Source organism: Affinirhizobium straminoryzae, assembly GCF_007004135.1.
GTDB classification, from domain to species: domain Bacteria; phylum Pseudomonadota; class Alphaproteobacteria; order Rhizobiales; family Rhizobiaceae; genus Neorhizobium; species Neorhizobium straminoryzae.
Genome location: NZ_VJMG01000011.1, coordinates 161,128 through 178,383 on the forward strand (window position 1 = coordinate 161,128; position 17,256 = coordinate 178,383).

A 17,256-nucleotide genomic window follows, 5' to 3' on the forward strand; every position below is an offset into this window, starting at 1 on the left:
GCCGGCGGAACCTGTCCGCCGGCGCGCAAGATAAGACTGTCAGATCAGCTTTTCGAGCGTGATCGGCAGATCGCGAACGCGCTTGCCGGTGGCGTGGAACACCGCATTCGCAATGGCGGGCGCCACGCCGACGATGCCGACCTCACCCACGCCCTTGCCGCCGAGCGCGGAGGCATTCAGGTCCGGCACGCCGACGGAAATCACCTGCAGATCCGGAATGTCGGCATTGGTCGGCACGAGGTAATCGCCGAGATTGGCATTCATCGTGCGGCCGTTGCGCGGGTCGATCACGCCTTCTTCCAGAAGCGCCTGCCCGATGCCCATGATGATGCCGCCGCGCCACTGGCTTTCCACGAGCTTCGGGTTGTAGAGGCGGCCGCAATCGAAGGCCGAGACCATGCGGGAGACGCGCACGGTGCCGAAATCCTCGTCCACCTCCACTTCCGCAAAATGGGCGCACCAGCTGTGCATGGAATAATCGCCCATTGTTGGCCCCTGCACGCGTGACATGGTCGTCCAGGCCTTCTTCTGGTCCTCGGCGCTTTGCACGTCGTCGGTGAGCGTGTTGCGGCGCACCTCGATCTCATCGCGTCCAAGGGCCGCCATCAGCTGCGGCAGGGTGAGAGACGGACCATCCTCGCGGGCCGAGATCCGGCCGCCAGCGATCGCCAGCGTATTGGCGCCGGTATCGCGGAAGGGGGAGCCGGCTTCGCTGAGTGCCAGGCCAATGAGTTCGTCACGGGCGGCCTGGGCCGCCTTGTGCACGGCCCCGGTGATCGAACCCGCCAGCATGGAGCCGCCGGCAATCGCGGCTCCCGGCAGGCTGGAATCGCCGAGGATAACATCGACCTCCTCGACGGGAACGCCCAGCGCCTCCGAGGCCGTCTGGGCAAGGATGGTATAGGTCCCCTGCCCCATGTCGATCGACCCGCTGACCACCTGCACGCGGCCATTGGCAAGAATGCGGATCATCGCTTCGCTCGGCGCGCGGATGACCGGGAATGTGCCGCAACCGATGCCCCAGCCGATCAGCTTGTTGCCCCGGCGCATGGAGCGGGGGGCGGCGCTGCGCCTTGCCCAGCCAAAGGCTTCCGCGCCCTGCGTCAGCGCCTCGCGCAGCATGCGCGTCGACCACGGCTTGCCGGACTGATAATCACGATCGGCATAGTTCTTGAGCCGCAGTTCCAGCGGATCCATGCCAAGCGCATGGGCAAGTTCCTCCATCGCGCATTCGATGCCGAAGGCGCTCGGGTTCTTGCCGGGACCGCGCAGAGCGCCTGGGCTGACGGTGTTGACCGGCACCACGCGGGATTCGGAGGAGAAATTCTCCACCTTGTAGAGGATCGGGGTCGCAGCGCCGGTCTGTTCCGGCACATCGGCATAGACCGAGGTTTCGCTGGCGCCCCGGTGCACGATGGCCTGCAGGATGCCGTCTTCGGTTGCGCCGAGCGCGATCGTCTGACGTGTCGCGGCACGTCCGCCATAGCTGGTGAAATTCTGCGGACGCGTCACGGCAAGCCGCACCGGCCGCCCGAGCTTGCGGGCCGCAGCAACCGCCACCGCGCCATAGGCGAGCGGCTGGCCCTTGGAGCCGAAGCCACCGCCGATGAAGGGCGACACGATGCGCACATTCTCGACCGGCAGGGAAAACCATTCGGCATACATGCGCGCCATGCCGTGCGCCCATTGGCTGGGTTCCCAGATGGTCAACTGGTCGCCCTCCCAGGCGGCCGTCAGGCCGTGCGGTTCCATGGCGCAGTGATATTCGCGCGGCGTGCGGTAGGTGGCCTCGATCCGAACCGGTGACCGGGCAAGCGCGGCCTCCGCATCGCCCCAGGCAACGCTGAGCTGGTCGAGGCGCTTGCCCTCGCCGGCTTTCGGGTCTTCAAGGCTCGCCACGCCCTCCTGCGGCGCGTATGTGATCCGCACGAGCCGGGCGGCTTCCTCGGCCTGTTCGCGGCTTTCGGCAATCACGGCAACGATCGACTGGCCGTTGAACTCCACCTGCCGCGGCAGCGGATAATAGGGTTTTTCCTCCGGACGGTTGCCCTGCCAGTCGGCGGAGACCGTGAGGCCGAGATCATCCTCCGGCGTCAACACCATCAGTACGCCGGGGGCTGCCAGTGCATCATCGATCGCGACAGAGGTCACGAGGCCGGCGGCAATCGTGCTCTGGATCAATACGGCATGGGCGAGACGTTCGGCCGGATATTCCAGCGCATAGACCGCCTCGCCGGTGATCTTCAGGCGGCCTTCGAAACGGGACAGGCGCCCGCCCACCGCGCCATCGGCGGAACTGCCATGCTTGCGGGGTTCCATGATCGTCATGCGGTTTCTCCCAAAGCGGGGTTCAGGTCGGGATTGAGATGCGCGGCAACGGTGAGAATGGCGCGGGCGACGACACGCGGGGCAAGCTCGATCTTGTAGTGGTTGCCGCCATGAGAGACGGCACCCTCGACGGCAAGGCGGCTTGCCTCGGCGATGATCTCCGGCCGGACGGGTTTGCCGATCAGGGCGGCCTCGACGGTCCTTGCCCGCCAGGGCTTCGTTGCCACACCGCCCAGCGCCACGCGCAGATCGCGGATCGTCACGCCGTCCGCCTCCAGGTCGAGTCCGATCGCGGCACTGGCGGCCGCGAATTCGTAGGACTGGCGGTCGCGCACCTTGAGATAGGTCGATTGGCGGGCTGCAACGGTGGCCGGAATGGTGAGGCCGGTAATCATCTCGCCCTTGTCCAGCACGGTTTCCTGTTCCGGCCTGTCGTCCGGCGTCAGGAAGAAGGCATCGATGGGCACCTCCCGCCGGTCGGTTCTGACCGTCGCGTCAAAGGCCACGAGGGCTACGGCGAGGTCGCCGTGATAGGTGGCGATGCAGTGATCGCTGGTGCCGAGAATGGCCTGATTGCGGGTCACGCCGCCCAGAGCCGCGCAGCCCGAACCCGGATTGCGCTTGTTGCAATCCGGGAACGTGGCGGGATCGCGGAAATAGGGACAGCGGGTTCTCTGCAGAAGATTGCCGCCGATGGTGGCCATGTTGCGCAGTTGCTGGGATGCCGCGAGCGACAGCGACTGCGAAACCGCCGGGAAGGCATGGCGGATGTCCGCGCGATCAGCGACGGCGCTCATTTTCGCAAGCGCACCGATGCTGGCGCCGGTGCCGTCCACGAGAATGTCGGACAATCCGTCCAGATGACTGATGTCGATCACCGTGTCCGGGCGTTCGACGCCGCATTTGGCGAGATCGAGCAGCGTGGTTCCACCGGCCAGCAGTCTTGCAGCGGGTTCGCCGGCGGCTGCGCGGGCTTCTTCCGCGGAGCGGGCGCGGGTATAGGAAAAATCAAGCATCGGCCATCTCCGCTGCTTCGCGCACGGCGGCGACGATGCTGTTATAGGCACCGCAGCGACAGAGATTGCCGGACATGTATTCGCGGATCTCCTCGTCGGAGCCGGTGCGGCCTTCGCGGATGCAGGCGACGGCGGACATGATCTGCCCCGGCGTGCAATAGCCGCACTGGAAGGCATCATGCTCGATGAAGGCCAGCTGGACCGGATGCAGATCGCCGTTTGCGGCAGCAATCCCCTCGATGGTGGTGATCTTGCGCCCTTCCGCCTGGGCGGCCAGCGTCAGGCAGGACAAAACCCGCTGACCGTCGATGTGGCAGGTGCAGGCCCCACACTGGCCCTGGTCGCAGCCCTTCTTGGTGCCGGAGAGGCCGGCATGGTCGCGCAGCGCATCGAGCAGCGTGACGCGCGGTTCCACGTCGATCTCGTATCGTCGCTCGTTGATGTCGAGGGAAAGCCTGATGGTCCGTGTCATGATAAGCTCCTGCTTCTCGTCACGAATGCTGAATTTCGGGGATGCGGGCTGGTCGGTCAGCGCCCAGCGCCTAGATCATCATCACACACGGTCTGTCCTTCCATTTGACATGACATGCGGCCGTGCTGTGAATTAAGGAGTGAGAGGCACTCCGGATAAGCGGAGGCGCCTCCGTTTAATCTAGGGGCTGAGGCACGAACGTCAAGTCCCTTCTGTCTGGAGTGCAAGATTGGCCTCGACCGAGCCTGGAAAAAAGCCGCGGCAGCGCGCCGACGCGCGGCGCAACCGCGACAAGCTGATCGAGGTTGCCGCCGATGCCTTTTCCCAACGCGGCGCGGACGCTTCGCTGGAAGACATCGCACGCAGGGCCGGCGTCGGCATCGGTACGCTCTACCGTCATTTCCCGACACGGGAGCACCTGGTCGAAGTGGTCTATCGCCGCGAGCTGGAGCGGCTGGCGGAGGCGGCGGTCGATCTTTCCGCCGACCGCCCCCCGGATCAGGCGCTGGAGGAATGGATGCACCGCTTCGTCAGCTATATGGCGACCAAGCGCGGCATGGCGAGCAGCCTGAAGCTGCTGATGACATCCAATGCCTGCCTCTTTACCGATGGCGCCGCGCTGCTGCGCAAAGCCTTCGGCGATCTTTTGGCACGGGCCATCAGTGCCGGCAGCATTCGCGGCGATATCGAGACTGTCGACGTCCTGACGGCTCTCTCCAGCATCTATTCCATTCCCGATATGCCCGACTGGCGCGAGCGGGCGCATCGCCTGATCGGCCTGCTGATGGACGGTCTGCGTCATCAGCCCGTGGTGAAGACCGGCTGAACAGTCTGGGGGGGGGGGGCGTAGCGACCTGAATGCTTCAATTGCATGTCGTGCCTAAAAAATAATCTTTTATCGCTTTGTTGTGTGCAATCCTGCCTGTCAGCTGTCGCGCCAGACCCGTAAAGGGCGGCAATCGGAACCTGGCACGCGACTTGCTTCGTTCATTGCAGAGTTAGCCGCTAGGGTTCCGGCACGTGAGACGTGCGACTGGTCCGAGAGCGGCTACCGGCAGGGAGACATCCTGCCGGGTGCACGGCGGGACAAAAGCCCGGGAGACCTCGTAAGCCAAGGGATTGGCGGCGCGATGGTCCATGCCGATCCCTTCCTGAAGATGCCAGAAGGGGAATTTCGACATGCAGACTTTCAAGACACTTCTCTCGATGACTGCTCTTACGGCCGCGCTGGCCTTCGCGGGCCTTTCTCCGGCCGAGGCAGCGCCGAAGAAGGAGTTCAAGGTGGCCTGGTCCATCTATGTGGGCTGGATGCCCTGGGGCTATGCCGCAGACCATGGCATCGTGAAGAAGTGGGCCGACAAATACGGCATCAAGATCGACGTCACCCAGTTCAACGACTATGTGGAGTCGATGAACCAGTACACGGCCGGCGCCTTCGATGCCGTGACGCTGACCAATATGGACGGCCTGTCGATCCCCGCCGCTGGCGGCGTCGATACGACGGCCGTCATCGTCGGCGACTTCTCCAACGGCAATGATGCGGTAATCCTGAAAAACAAGGACAAGCTCGCCGACATCAAGGGCCAGAGCGTCAATCTCGTCGAGTTCTCCGTCTCCCATTACCTGCTCGCCCGCGCGCTCGAAAGCATCGGCTCCTCCGAGCGTGACGTGAAGGTGGTCAACACCTCCGATGCGGACATGGTCGCCGCCTACAAGACGCCGGACGTTTCGGCGGTCGTCACCTGGAATCCGCTCGTCTCCACGATCCTGGAAGACAAGTCCGCGAAGAAGGTCTTCGACAGCTCGCAGATCCCTGGCGAAATCATCGACCTGATGGTGGCCAACACGGAGGTGCTGAAGGACAATCCGGATTTCGGCAAGGTGCTTGTCGGCATCTGGTATGACACGATGAAGGTGATGACCGCCGACACCGCGGAAGGCAAGGCTGCGCGCGAAACCATGGGCGCCGCTTCGGGCACCGATCTCAAGGGCTTCGAGGCGCAGATGGCCGCCACGAAACTCTTCGACAAGCCGGCCGATGCGCTCGCCTTCACCACCTCCCCTGCCCTGCCGAAGACGATGGATCTCGTGCGCGCCTTCCTGTTCTCCAAGGGCCTGCTCGGCAGCGGCGCGCCGTCGGCGGACGTGATCGGCATCGAGATGCCGGACGGCGCCGTGCTGGGCGACAAGGCGAACGTGAAGTTCCGCTTCACCGCGAACTACATGGCAGCCGCCGCCAAGGGTAGCCTCTGATCGGCCGACCCATGCCCGTAGCGGCAGGGGTACCACCCCTGCCGGACGACCCTTGACGCAGAGGAAGGCCTGATGCGCTGGATCAATTCACATCCCGGAGCCGGGGCGCGCCTGACGCTGGCGCTGATGCCCTTCGTGCTGCTGCTGCTTGCCTACATGATCGGCTCGGCCGAACGGCTGGCGGACAATCCGAACGACAAGCTGCTGCCGGGGCTTGTGGCACTTGGAGACGCCATCAACCGCATGGCGCTGGTGCCGGATGTCCGCAGCGGCCAATATCTGCTGTGGTCGGATACGGTGGCGAGCCTCGGCCGCCTGTTTGCCGGTCTTGGCATCGCAACGGCGATTGCCCTGCTGCTCGGCCTCCTGATCGGCATCCTGCCCATGGTGCGGGCCGCGCTTTCGCCCTTCGTCGGGGCGATTTCCATGGTGCCGCCGCTCGCGCTCCTGCCGATCCTCTTCATCGTGATGGGGCTTGGCGAAGCCTCCAAGATCACGCTGATCGTCATCGGCGTCACCCCGATCATGATCCGCGACCTCGCCTTGAAGGCGATCGAACTGCCGCGGGAAATGATCGTCAAGGCCGAGACGCTCTCGGCCTCGTCCTGGCAGATTGCGCTTCGCGTGGTGCTGCCGCAGATCCTGCCCCGTCTGATCACCTGCCTTCGCCTGCAACTCGGGCCTGCCTGGCTGTTCCTGATCGCGGCCGAAGCCATCTCCTCCGACAGCGGGCTGGGCTACCGCATCTTTCTGGTGCGCCGCTATCTCTCGATGGATGTGATCTTCCCTTATGTGATCTGGATCACGCTGCTGGCGGTGGCGACCGACCTGCTGCTCGATCGCCTGCGGATCGCCGTCTTCCCCTGGTCGGACCTGGAGAAGGGCAAATGAGCGCGCTGTCGATCAAGAACCTCTGGAAGGAATATGGCGACCAGATCGTGCTGGAGAATGTCTCCATCGAGATCGAATCGCGCGCCTTCGTGGCGCTGGTCGGGCCATCCGGCTGCGGCAAATCCACCTTCCTGCGCATGCTGCTGGGACAGGAGGTTCAGACGAAGGGCGACATCCTGCTCGATGGCTTGCCCCTGCCGAGGGAGCCGGGCGCGGATCGCGGCGTCGTCTTCCAGCGCTATTCCGTCTTTCCGCATCTGACGGTGCTCGGCAATGTCATGCTGGGCAAGGAACTTCTCGCCTCACGGCTTGCCGGCCGCCTGTTCGGAAAGGCGCGCCGTGCCGTGGAGGAAGAGGCGCGCGCCATGATCGCGGCCGTCGGACTGATGGGGTCGGAGAGCAAGTATCCGGCGCAGCTCTCCGGCGGCATGCAGCAGCGTCTGGCGCTTGCCCAGGCGCTCATCATGCGGCCCAAGGTGCTGCTGCTCGATGAACCTTTCGGCGCGCTCGATCCCGGCATCCGCGCCGAGATCCACACGCTGATGAAGAGGCTCTGGCATGAGGCGCCGATGACCGTGGTCATGGTGACCCATGACATGCGCGAGGCCTTTACGCTCGCGACCCGTGTCGTCGCCTTCGAGCGTCCGCGTGACAGGCCGGAGGAAAAACTGCGCTACGGCGCGACGATCACCCGCGATATCGCCATCTGGCCGCCCCGCAAGGCGGGCGCGCCGTCCATCTTTCGCCCCGACCGGGACGGCCCGGTCTCTTCACAGGGTCAATAGCCGGGACGACCCGGCCGACACTCCCAATGGAGATGACAATGCATATCCGACGTTCATCCGAAGAAATCGCCGCCAACCGGGCGCGCTACGAGGAACATCAGAAGAAGGGGCTGGAATTCGCGCCGAAGGCCTTGCCGGCCAAGAGCGAGAAGCCCGCACCCGCCATTGCCGCCGGCACGATCGTACACCGGGAAAAGCTGCCCGGCGGCTGGTACTGGTGGACCCGCGTCAAGGCCGGCGAAACGCTGCGCATCGCTCTCGATGAAGGTTTTTCCACCGTTTCTGTCGTTGCCTGGAACGCCGATGACCCAAGCGAACGGATGAACCTGCCGGATACCGTGAAGGTGCAGTGGACCACCGGGCTTGGAAAGGGGCGTGTCATCTTCTCCGACATGGGCAAGGTCATGTTCTCGATCACCGAGGATAGCTCCGGTGCCCATGATGTGCTGATGGGCGGCTCGACGGCCTCCTCGAACGCGAAGAAATATGCCGGCCAGAACGGTCGGGCTCTGCGCAACACCCGCGACAATTTCGTACTGATCTCGACCAAGGCTGGCCTCGACAAGCGCGACATTCCGGCGGCGCTTGCCCTGTTCGCACCCGTCCGGGTCGATGCGGACGGCAGGTTCGAGTGGAAAGCGGATCTCGTATCCGAGGGTGACTATGTCGATCTGCGTGCCGAGATGGACATGATCGTCGGCTTCTCCAATTGCCCGCATCCGCTCGATCCGAACCCGGTCTTTGCTCCAAATGCCGTGACGATTACCCGGATCGCGGCCACCGAGCCGGCGGCGGACGACCTGTGCCGCACGGCGACTGCCGAAGCCGTCAGAGGCTTCGAAAACAACGCCTTTGCGGCCCTGTGAGAGGAGAGGTGATCATGACCCATTTCATCCAGACCTCGTCTGCCCGCACCCTCTCCAGCACCGTGCAGGATCATTACATCGCTGCCGAAGCCCCCTTCTCGACCTTCATCAAAAAGGGTCAGGTGGTACGCATCGAGGACACCTATGGCCAGCAGGCCGTGGATACGCTGTTCTACAACGCCCATGATTTCTCCGAGCGCTATTCCAGCCAGGATACCATGCGCGAACAGGGTGCGGCCTATATCTCGACCGGTACGAAGGTCATCTCCAACGAAGGCCGCGTGATGCTGACGGTCACCGCCGACAGCTGCGGCCGCCACGATACCTCTGCCGGTGCCTGCTCCTGCGAGAGCAATACGGTCCGCTTCGGCCACTACACGAAATACCTGCATGCCTGCCGCGACAATTTCGTCATCGAGGTTTCGAAGCACGGCATGAGCAAGCGCGACGTGGTCCCGAACATCAACTTTTTCATGAATGTGCCGATCGAGCCCTCCGGCGAGATGACCATCGTCGACGGTATTTCCGCGCCGGGGGACTATGTCGAGCTGACGGCAGCGATGGACGTGCTGCTTGTCATCTCCAACTGCCCGCAGATCAACAACCCCTGCAACGGCTTCGACCCGACGCCGATCCGGGTGATGGTCTGGGACGGAGAGGCCGCCTGATGTTCAAGAAAGTCCTGATTGCCAATCGCGGCGAAATCGCCGTGCGCGTCATCAAGACGCTGCGAAAGATGGGGATCGCAAGTGTTGCGGTCCATTCCGATGCCGACCGGTTTTCAAAACCCGTGCTGATGGCGGATGAGGCCGTGCGGCTCGGCCCGGCGCCTGCCTCCGAAAGCTATCTCAATGTGGATGCGGTGATTGCCGCCTGCCGGCAGACGGGTGCCGAAGCGGTTCATCCCGGCTACGGCTTCCTGTCGGAGAACATCGGCTTTGCCGAGCGGCTGAAGGCGGAAGGCATCACCTTCATCGGCCCGACGCCCGCGAACATCTCCGCCTTCGGCCTGAAGCACACGGCGCGCGAATTGGCCAAGGCAAGCGGCGTGCCTCTGCTGCCCGGCTCCGGCCTGCTCGACAGCCGGGAAGAGGCGCTCTCTGCGGCAGAAGACATCGGCTATCCCGTGATGCTGAAATCCACCGCCGGCGGTGGCGGCATCGGCATGCAGCTCTGCGATGGCCCGGACGCCCTGGCCGCAGCCTTCGACACCGTCCAGCGCACGGCGAAATCCAGTTTCGGCGACGCCCGCGTCTATCTCGAACGCTTCGTCTCCAAGGCCCGCCATGTCGAGGTGCAGATCTTCGGCGACGGTCAGGGTCGGGTGATCGCCCTTGGCGAGCGCGACTGCTCCCTGCAACGTCGCAATCAGAAGGTGATCGAAGAGACGCCAGCGCCCGGCCTGTCCGCTGCGCTTCGGCAGCGCCTGCATGCGGCTGCGATGTCGCTCGGTCGGCAAGTGGCTTACGCCTCCGCCGGCACGGTCGAATTCATCTATGATCCCGCCCGCGAGGAATTCTACTTCCTCGAGGTGAACACGCGACTACAGGTAGAGCATCCGGTCACGGAAGCCGTCTTCGGCGTGGACCTGGTGGAATGGATGATCCGCCAGGCCGCCGGCGAGGATGTGCTGGCGGGCGCGGAAAACCTCGTGCCCAACGGCGCTGCGATCGAAGCACGCGTCTATGCCGAAATGCCGCATGCCGGCTTCCGCCCGAGTGCCGGCTTGCTGACCGAGGTGGTGTTTCCGGACGGCGTCCGTGTCGATGGCTGGGTGGAGACGGGAACCGAGGTCACGCCCTTCTACGATCCGATGCTCGCCAAGGTGATTGTTTCTGGCGCGGATCGCGACACCGCGATTGCGGCGCTGTCTTCGTCGCTGGAAGAAACCTCGTTGTGGGGCATCGAGACCAATCTGGATTATCTCAAGGCCATTGCCGCCTCGGATCTGTTCCGCAGCGGCGATGTCGCGACGACGGCGCTCAAGGATTTCGACTTCGTGCCCGATGTCGTCGAGGTGATCGCCCCCGGCGCGCAATCCAGCCTGCAGGAGCTGCCGGGCCGTCTGGGTCTGTGGCATGTCGGCGTGCCGCCATCGGGACCGATGGACGAACGCTCCTTCCGCCATGCCAACCGCCTCGTCGGAAACCACGACCATACGGCGGCCCTGGAGCTTACCGTCTCCGGGCCGGTGCTGAAATTCTTCTCCGATACCGTGATCGCGCTCGCCGGCGCGGTCATGCCGATGAAGCTCGATGGCGTCGAGTTGCCCCATAATCAAGCAGTCCAGATCAAGGCCGGCCAGACTCTGACCATCGGCAGCATCGCCGGCGCCGGCCAGCGTGCCTATCTGGCGGTATCCGGTGGCTTCGACGCGCCGTTGGTCATGGGGTCCCGCGCCACCTTCGGCCTCGGCCAGTTCGGCGGCAATGCCACCGGCACGCTGCGTGCAGGCAATGTCTTGCGGCTGGCGCGCCGGAACCAGATTGATGTGCTGCCGGCAACCGAGCCGGCGGAGCTGACCCGCGAATGGTCCGTCGGCGTGCTCTATGGTCCGCATGGTGCGCCCGACTTTTTCCTTGAGGAGGATATCGCGACCCTGTTCTCGACGCCTTACGAGGTGCATTTCAACTCGGCGCGCACGGGTGTCCGTCTGATCGGCCCGGCCCCCAAATGGGCGCGCACCGATGGCGGCGAGGCGGGGCTTCACCCCTCCAACCTGCATGACAATGCCTATGCCATCGGCGCGATCGATTTCACTGGCGACATGCCGATCATCCTCGGCCCGGATGGCCCAAGCCTCGGTGGCTTCGTCTGCCCGGCGGTGATTGCGCGCGATGAACAGTGGAAGATGGGTCAGTTCAAGCCGGGCGATACGATCCGGTTTCATGCCGTGGCCCGAGCAAACGATCCGTTGGCGGGGCCGACGGTGAAGCGCATATCCGAAGCGGCTGGGTCGGCCGTGATCGGGGCTGTAGAGGCAGGCGGCGTTCCCGTCGTCTACCGCCGGCAGGGCGATGACAATCTGCTCGTCGAATATGGCCCGATGCAGCTCGATATCGGCATCCGCATGCGCGTCCATCTGCTGATGCAGGCGGTCAAGGAGGCGAGACTTCAGGGCCTGATCGATCTGACGCCCGGCATCCGCTCGCTGCAGATCCACTATGACAGCACCACGCTGTCGCGCTCGAAACTCCTTTCCGCCCTTGCCGAGATCGAAAAAAGCCTGCCGCCGGTCTTTTCCGTCAAGGTGCCGAGCCGCACCGTCTGGCTGCCGCTGTCCTGGAACGATCCGGATGCGGAACTGGCCATGCGCAAGTATCAGGAACTCGTGCGCCCCAACGCGCCCTGGTGCCCGTCGAATATCGAGTTCATCCGCCGCATCAACGGGTTGCCCGACGAGCAGGCGGTGAAGGACACGATCTTCGATGCCTCCTATCTCGTGATGGGCCTCGGCGATGTGTATCTCGGCGCGCCGGTTGCAACCCCCGTCGATCCGCGCCACCGGCTGGTGACGACGAAGTATAATCCGGCCCGCACCTGGACGCCGGAAAACGCCGTCGGCATCGGCGGCGCCTATATGTGCATCTATGGCATGGAGGGACCGGGCGGCTATCAGCTGTTCGGCCGCACGATCCAGGTCTGGAACACCTGGCGCAAGACGGATGTGTTCGCCAGAGACAAGCCTTGGCTGCTCGATTTCTTCGACCAGATCCGCTTCTTTCCCGTGAGCCATGAAGAACTGACGGAAGCGCGTGCCGCCTTCCCGCATGGCGGCTATCCGATCCGTATCGAGGAGGGCACCTTCTCCTATGTCGATTACGCGGCGGAGATCGCCCGCAATGCAGACAGCATTGGCGCCTTCAAGCAGGGACAGCAGGCCGCCTTCGAGGCGGAGCGACAGCGCTGGAAGGATCAGGGGTTGTATAGTTTCCAGGTGGATGAAGGAGCAGGCCCCGGCCTTCACGGCGATATTCCGGAAGGTTGTTTCGGGGTGGAAAGTGCCGTGCCCGGCAATGTCTGGAAACTGCTGGTCGAGGAAGGCCAGTGCGTGGAGGCTGGCGAGACACTCGCCATCATCGAATCGATGAAAATGGAAATCACCGTCACCGCCCATGCCGCCGGCAAAGTCCGGGATCTGCGTGCCGGCCCGGGGCGCAACGTCAAGGCCGGCGATGTGCTGGTCGTTCTGGAGGATGTTTGAATGCTGCCAATCATGCTTGATCTCGCCACGCTGAAGGCAGCCTATGCCGCCGGCCTCACGCCCTTCGATCTGGTGGAGGAGGTGATCGCCCGCCGCAAGGCATCGGATGATCCCGCCGTTTTCATCACCGAAACAGCCGATGAGGATCTGCGCGCCGCAGCGAAAAGCCTGATGGAGAAGGCACCGGAGCCGAATAGTCTGCCGCTGTGGGGCGTGCCCTTCGCGGTGAAGGACAATATCGACGTTGCCGGCCTGCCGACCACCGCCGCCTGCCCGGCCTTCGCCTACCAGCCGGAGAAGGATTCTGTCGTGGTTGCGCGGCTGAAGGCGGCCGGCGCACTCGTCATCGGCAAGACCAATCTCGACCAGTTCGCGACAGGCCTCAACGGCACGCGGTCTCCTTATGGTGCTCCGCGCTCGGTCTTCGACAAGTCCTATGTCTCGGGCGGCTCCTCGTCCGGCTCGGCGGTCTCGGTCGCGGCCGGGCTTGCAAGCTTTGCGCTCGGCACGGATACGGCTGGTTCCGGCCGCGTGCCGGCGGCCTTCAACAATCTCGTCGGAATCAAACCGACGCCAGGCCTTGTGCCGAATGTTGGCGTCGTGCCCGCCTGCCGCAGCGTGGATGTGGTCACCATCTTCGCAGCGACTGTCGGCGATGGCGTCGCGATCCGCAAGGTGATGGACGGCTATGACGCCGGCGATCCCTATTCGCGGAAAGCTGTCCCGGTCGGCCTGCCGGGTTCCGGTCTGCGCATCGGCGTGCTTGAGGGTGCCGAGCGCGAGTTCTTCGGCAATGCGGCGGTGGAAGCCCTTTACGATCAGGCGATCGAACGGGCGAAATCGCTCGGCGCAACCATTGTCCCCTTCGATTATGCACCGTTCCGTCAGGCGGCCGAGCTGCTCTACAACGGGCCGTGGGTGGCCGAAAGACTGGCGGCGGTGAAGGAATTTATCGGCACCAACGCCGACGATTTCGATCCGACGGTGCGCACCATCATCGAGGGTGCCAAGGCCTATGATGCGGTGGCGGCGTTCGAGGGCCAGTACACGCTCGGGCATTTGCGCCAGAAGGCACTTGTCGAATGGGAAAAGCTCGACGTGCTGATGCTGCCGACCTCGCCGACGACCTATACCGTCGAGGCGATGCTGGCCGACCCGATCGTCAAGAACAGTCATTTCGGTCGCTACACCAACTTCGCCAATCTATTCGGCTATGCGGCCATCGCCGTGCCGGGCGGCTTCGGTCCGGATGGTCTCCCCAGCGGCGTGACCTTCTTCGGCCCCTCCTTCTCCGACGATGCGCTGGCACCCTTTGCGGATGCCATGCACCGCGCTTGCGCCTCAGGCATGGGCAAGGACAAGAGCGCAGCCCTGCCGGACGCCTCGAAGGTTGCCGAACCGGACGATGGCCTCGTCACGATCATGGTCGTCGGCGCGCATCTGACAGGCATGCCGCTCAACCACGAACTGACGGGCCCCGGCGGCACGCTGGTGAAGACCTGCCGCACGGCCGGCGATTATCGCCTCTTTGTGCTGCCCAACACCACGCCGCCCAAGCCCGGCCTCATCCGAGAACCGGGTTTTGCCGGCAAGGGACTGGAGGTGGAAGTGTGGAAAGTCACGCCCGCTGCCTTCGGCCGCTTCGTGCAGAACATCCCAGCACCGCTCGGCATCGGCAAGGTCACGTTGGAGGACGGCAGTCAGGTCTCCGGCTTCCTCTGCGAACCCTATGCCATCGAGGGCGCGCAGGAGGTGACCGAACTGGGCGGCTGGCGAGCCTATATCGCGTCGCGTCGCTGATATTCCCCGTCTGCGTGTGCCGGTTTGCCCTGGCCCGTGTCAACGCGGCCGGCAGACCGGCGTCATGCCTTTTCAGTACCGTTGGCGGTGGCCGTCAACCCTTGCACGATATCCCGCATGTGCTGGCCTCACGGTCGACAGCCTTCTGACCGATTGCTGTGAAATATATTATTCGAATATTTGTTAAATTTTGGAATTGATAATTCCTTAATGTTTTGCCAATCTCTGCATCGGGGGCGGACTTGCGGGGTCCGATCCCGTGGCATGAGGGAGCGGCATGGATCGTGACGAACTGAGGATGCAGCAGGGCCTGGGCACCCCACGGCTTGTCGTCTTCGATGTTGGCGGCGTGCTGGTCCGGCTGGATCACGGCGCGCGCGAGGCTCATCTCCGCCCGGCCTCGGAGGGATCTCTGGATCTGCCGGCGCTTGCCGCCACCAACAGGCAGTTCCGTCTCGGTGAGATCGGGGCCGACACCTATATTGAGCGGATCTCCCGAATCTACGCGGTATCCCGGCGGGCGGTCGAACAGGCGGAAGCCGCCTTTCTGGCCGGTGTATTTCCCGACATGGCGGCCTATGTGCGCAGGCTGAGGCAGCACGTCCGCGTCGTCTGCCTGTCCAATACGCAGATCCTGCACTGGCAAGCCATTCTTGATCACTGGCTCGGTCCCGACTTCTTCGATGCCTGCTATCTCTCGCACGAGATGGGAATGGAAAAGCCTCAGGCAGACATCTACGCCGAACTGGCGCGGCGTGAAGGCGTCAGCGGCGCCGATATCGTCTTCATCGATGATACGCCCGAAAACATCGAGGCGGCCAAGGAGGCCGGCTGGACAGACAGCATCCTGCATGTGTCGGAAGCCGCAACGATGCAGGCGATCGACAATAGTCTTCACCGCGCGCAGCCTGCTGCCGCAATGCGTTTCTAAGGCGGAGTTTCAGTACCGTGGCACGGTTGTCATTGCGTGGGATCAGGAAGCGGTTCAAGGCGGTGGAAGTTCTCCATGGCATTGATCTCGATGTGAAAGACCGCGAACTGATCGTCTTCGTGGGCCCGTCGGGATGCGGAAAGTCCACCCTGCTGCGGCTGATCGCCGGGCTAGACCCGATCACCGAGGGGGAGTTCCTGCTGAACGACCAGCGGATGAACGATGTGGCGCCGTCGCGACGCGGCATTGCGATGGTCTTCCAGTCCTACGCGCTCTATCCGCACATGAATGTCTACGAGAACATGGCCTTCGGCGCCCGGCTGATGGGGCTCGACAAGGCCGAGGTGGAAGCCAGGATCGCCGAAGCCGCCCGCATGTTGCGGCTGGAGGCGTTGATGGAGCGGCGCCCGCGCGAGCTTTCCGGCGGTCAGCGCCAGCGTGTCGCAATCGGCCGTGCGCTGGTGCGCAAGCCGCAGCTTCTGCTGCTCGACGAGCCGCTCTCCAATCTCGATGCCGCCCTGCGCTCCGACGTGCGGCTGGAGATCGCCCGGCTTCACCGCGAAATCGGCGGCACGACGATCTATGTGACGCATGACCAGGTTGAGGCGATGACGCTGGCCGACCGCATCGTGGTGATGAATGGCGGGCGGATCGAACAGTTCGGATCGCCGCGCGAACTCTATGAGACCCCGTCCAACGTCTTTGTCGCGAACTTCATCGGCTCGCCGCGCATGGCCATGCTGCCGGTGGAGCGCAATGACAATGTGCTGACCGCGCCAGGCATCGGCTCCATCGCCCCGGACCGCCTGCCGCAGGGCGAGGAGCGGGACATTCTGCTCGGCGTGCGGCCGGATGGCATGACGGTAACGCGGGACACCGGGGGCGAGGGTTTCGCCGGCACGGTGGTCTATACCGAATATCTGGGAGACAGTGCCTTCGTCTATGTGCGGCTGGGCGACGCTGCCCCCATCTCGGTGCGTTGCGCACCGGACGCGGATTTCGCGCCGGATACGCCCGTCCGCCTGCAGGTTCTGCCCGGCCGCGCCCATTATTTCAGCCGCAAAACCTCCGAGCGGCTCGCCGTTTGACGTGCATGACATTGAAGACCGGAAACGAAAAAGAGAGAGGAACATCATGAAACGCTTGCTACTGGGAGCAGCCCTTGCTGTCGGAACCCTTCTGTCGGCTTCCGCGAGCCTTGCCACCGAACTGACCTTCTGGACCTGGCGGCAGGAGGACAAGGCGGAATACGAAAAGCTGTTTGCCGCCTTCACCAAGGCAAACCCCGATATCACCGTCAAGTTCGAGGCCTTCGAAGCCACGAGCTACAACACGGTGCTCTCCACGGCGCTTGCCGGCGGCAAGGGGCCGGATCTGATGATGACGCGTACCTATGGCGGCATCGAGAGCCTGGCGGGGGCCGGCTATCTGATGCCGCTGGACGACACCAAGATCCCGGCGCTCAAGGGCTTTTCGCAGGCGGCGCTTGCATCGGAAACGATGCGCTCGAACAAGACGCTCTATGCTGTCCCCGCCGCCAGCCAGACCATGCTTGTCATCTACAACAAGGAGATCTTCGACAAGAACGGCATCTCCGAGCCGAAGAGCTGGGACGAGTTCATCGCGGCCTGCAAGAAGCTGAAGGCCGCAGGGATCATGCCCTTTGCCAATGGCACGGCAACCGCCTGGCAGAACGAGACGATCGTCTCG

At 63.9% G+C, this 17,256-nt stretch carries 13 protein-coding genes, 1 pseudogene and 1 riboswitch; of the genes and pseudogenes, 11 read left to right on the plus strand and 3 right to left on the minus strand.

The window, feature by feature from the left end; all coding sequences use genetic code 11:
* Positions 1–39 precede the first annotated feature (39 nt).
* From FNA46_RS05965 to FNA46_RS05975, 3 genes are read right to left on the minus strand one after another with little or no spacing between them, the layout of a single operon-like run.
* Positions 40–2,328, minus strand: a complete 2,289-nt coding sequence (locus tag FNA46_RS05965; RefSeq protein WP_143124185.1) for a xanthine dehydrogenase family protein molybdopterin-binding subunit — start codon at positions 2,326–2,328, stop codon at positions 40–42.
* Entirely contained in the window at positions 2,325–3,344 is a 1,020-nt protein-coding gene (locus FNA46_RS05970; RefSeq protein ID WP_143124186.1) for an FAD binding domain-containing protein, read from the minus strand. The genes FNA46_RS05965 and FNA46_RS05970 overlap by 4 nt, the downstream gene beginning before the upstream one ends.
* Complete coding sequence (locus FNA46_RS05975; RefSeq protein ID WP_143124187.1) at positions 3,337–3,816, minus strand: (2Fe-2S)-binding protein; 480 nt, start codon at positions 3,814–3,816, stop codon at positions 3,337–3,339. Before FNA46_RS05975 ends, FNA46_RS05970 begins: the two co-directional genes overlap by 8 nt.
* A 229-nt stretch (positions 3,817–4,045) precedes the next feature.
* On the opposite strand from FNA46_RS05975, the gene FNA46_RS05980 reads away from it, so the two are divergent.
* The 11 genes and pseudogenes from FNA46_RS05980 to FNA46_RS06030 all read left to right on the plus strand — a co-directional run.
* The gene (locus FNA46_RS05980) at positions 4,046–4,642 is read left to right on the plus strand and encodes a TetR/AcrR family transcriptional regulator (RefSeq protein ID WP_143124188.1); all 597 of its coding nucleotides are present in this window, start codon (positions 4,046–4,048) and stop codon (positions 4,640–4,642) included.
* A gap of 168 nt (positions 4,643–4,810) precedes the next feature.
* Positions 4,811–4,919: riboswitch (guanidine-I (ykkC/yxkD leader) on the plus strand.
* 76 nt (positions 4,920–4,995) lie between these two features.
* Positions 4,996–6,069, plus strand: coding sequence for a putative urea ABC transporter substrate-binding protein (locus FNA46_RS05985; RefSeq protein ID WP_143124189.1), 1,074 nt, complete (start codon positions 4,996–4,998; stop codon positions 6,067–6,069).
* Between the two features lie 72 nt (positions 6,070–6,141).
* Entirely contained in the window at positions 6,142–6,960 is an 819-nt protein-coding gene (locus FNA46_RS05990; protein WP_143124190.1) for an ABC transporter permease, read from the plus strand.
* Positions 6,957–7,779 (plus strand): annotated as a pseudogene (locus FNA46_RS05995) (ABC transporter ATP-binding protein); the annotation flags it as partial. The gene FNA46_RS05990 and the pseudogene FNA46_RS05995, both read left to right, overlap by 4 nt.
* Positions 7,780–7,783: 4 nt before the next feature.
* The gene (locus FNA46_RS06000) at positions 7,784–8,611 is read left to right on the plus strand and encodes an urea amidolyase associated protein UAAP1 (RefSeq protein ID WP_185969745.1); all 828 of its coding nucleotides are present in this window, start codon (positions 7,784–7,786) and stop codon (positions 8,609–8,611) included.
* Between the two features lie 14 nt (positions 8,612–8,625).
* Positions 8,626–9,279: an urea amidolyase associated protein UAAP2 gene (locus tag FNA46_RS06005; RefSeq protein WP_143124192.1), complete on the plus strand. Its 654-nt coding sequence runs from the start codon at positions 8,626–8,628 to the stop codon at positions 9,277–9,279.
* The gene (uca, locus tag FNA46_RS06010; protein WP_143124193.1) at positions 9,279–12,815 is read left to right on the plus strand and encodes an urea carboxylase; all 3,537 of its coding nucleotides are present in this window, start codon (positions 9,279–9,281) and stop codon (positions 12,813–12,815) included. The genes FNA46_RS06005 and uca overlap by 1 nt, the downstream gene beginning before the upstream one ends.
* Positions 12,816–14,615 carry an allophanate hydrolase gene (gene atzF, locus FNA46_RS06015; protein WP_143124194.1) on the plus strand — a complete coding sequence of 600 codons (1,800 nt, stop codon included), beginning with the start codon at positions 12,816–12,818 and terminating at the stop codon, positions 14,613–14,615.
* A 277-nt stretch (positions 14,616–14,892) separates the two neighbouring features.
* Complete coding sequence (locus tag FNA46_RS06020) at positions 14,893–15,546, plus strand: HAD-IA family hydrolase (RefSeq protein ID WP_143124195.1); 654 nt, start codon at positions 14,893–14,895, stop codon at positions 15,544–15,546.
* Positions 15,547–15,563: 17 nt separating this feature from the next.
* Positions 15,564–16,634, plus strand: coding sequence for an ABC transporter ATP-binding protein (locus tag FNA46_RS06025; RefSeq protein WP_143124196.1), 1,071 nt, complete (start codon positions 15,564–15,566; stop codon positions 16,632–16,634).
* A gap of 46 nt (positions 16,635–16,680) precedes the next feature.
* Positions 16,681–17,256 (plus strand): ABC transporter substrate-binding protein (locus FNA46_RS06030; protein WP_143124197.1); only part of this gene is annotated, 576 nt, incomplete at its 3' end.

Excerpts from the sequence above, each read along its gene's own strand:
- FNA46_RS06020 (WP_143124195.1), top strand. The coding sequence starts at position 14,893 with ATGGATCGTGACGAACTGAGGATGCAGCAGGGCCTGGGCACCCCACGG.
- atzF (WP_143124194.1), top strand. The coding sequence starts at position 12,816 with ATGCTGCCAATCATGCTTGATCTCGCCACGCTGAAGGCAGCCTATGCC.
- FNA46_RS05970 (WP_143124186.1), bottom strand. The coding sequence starts at position 3,344 with ATGCTTGATTTTTCCTATACCCGCGCCCGCTCCGCGGAAGAAGCCCGC.
- FNA46_RS05975 (WP_143124187.1), bottom strand. The coding sequence starts at position 3,816 with ATGACACGGACCATCAGGCTTTCCCTCGACATCAACGAGCGACGATAC.
- FNA46_RS05965 (WP_143124185.1), bottom strand. The coding sequence starts at position 2,328 with ATGACGATCATGGAACCCCGCAAGCATGGCAGTTCCGCCGATGGCGCG.
- FNA46_RS05985 (WP_143124189.1), top strand. The coding sequence starts at position 4,996 with ATGCAGACTTTCAAGACACTTCTCTCGATGACTGCTCTTACGGCCGCG.
- FNA46_RS05990 (WP_143124190.1), top strand. The coding sequence starts at position 6,142 with ATGCGCTGGATCAATTCACATCCCGGAGCCGGGGCGCGCCTGACGCTG.
- FNA46_RS06005 (WP_143124192.1), top strand. The coding sequence starts at position 8,626 with ATGACCCATTTCATCCAGACCTCGTCTGCCCGCACCCTCTCCAGCACC.
- FNA46_RS06000 (WP_185969745.1), top strand. The coding sequence starts at position 7,784 with ATGCATATCCGACGTTCATCCGAAGAAATCGCCGCCAACCGGGCGCGC.
- uca (WP_143124193.1), top strand. The coding sequence starts at position 9,279 with ATGTTCAAGAAAGTCCTGATTGCCAATCGCGGCGAAATCGCCGTGCGC.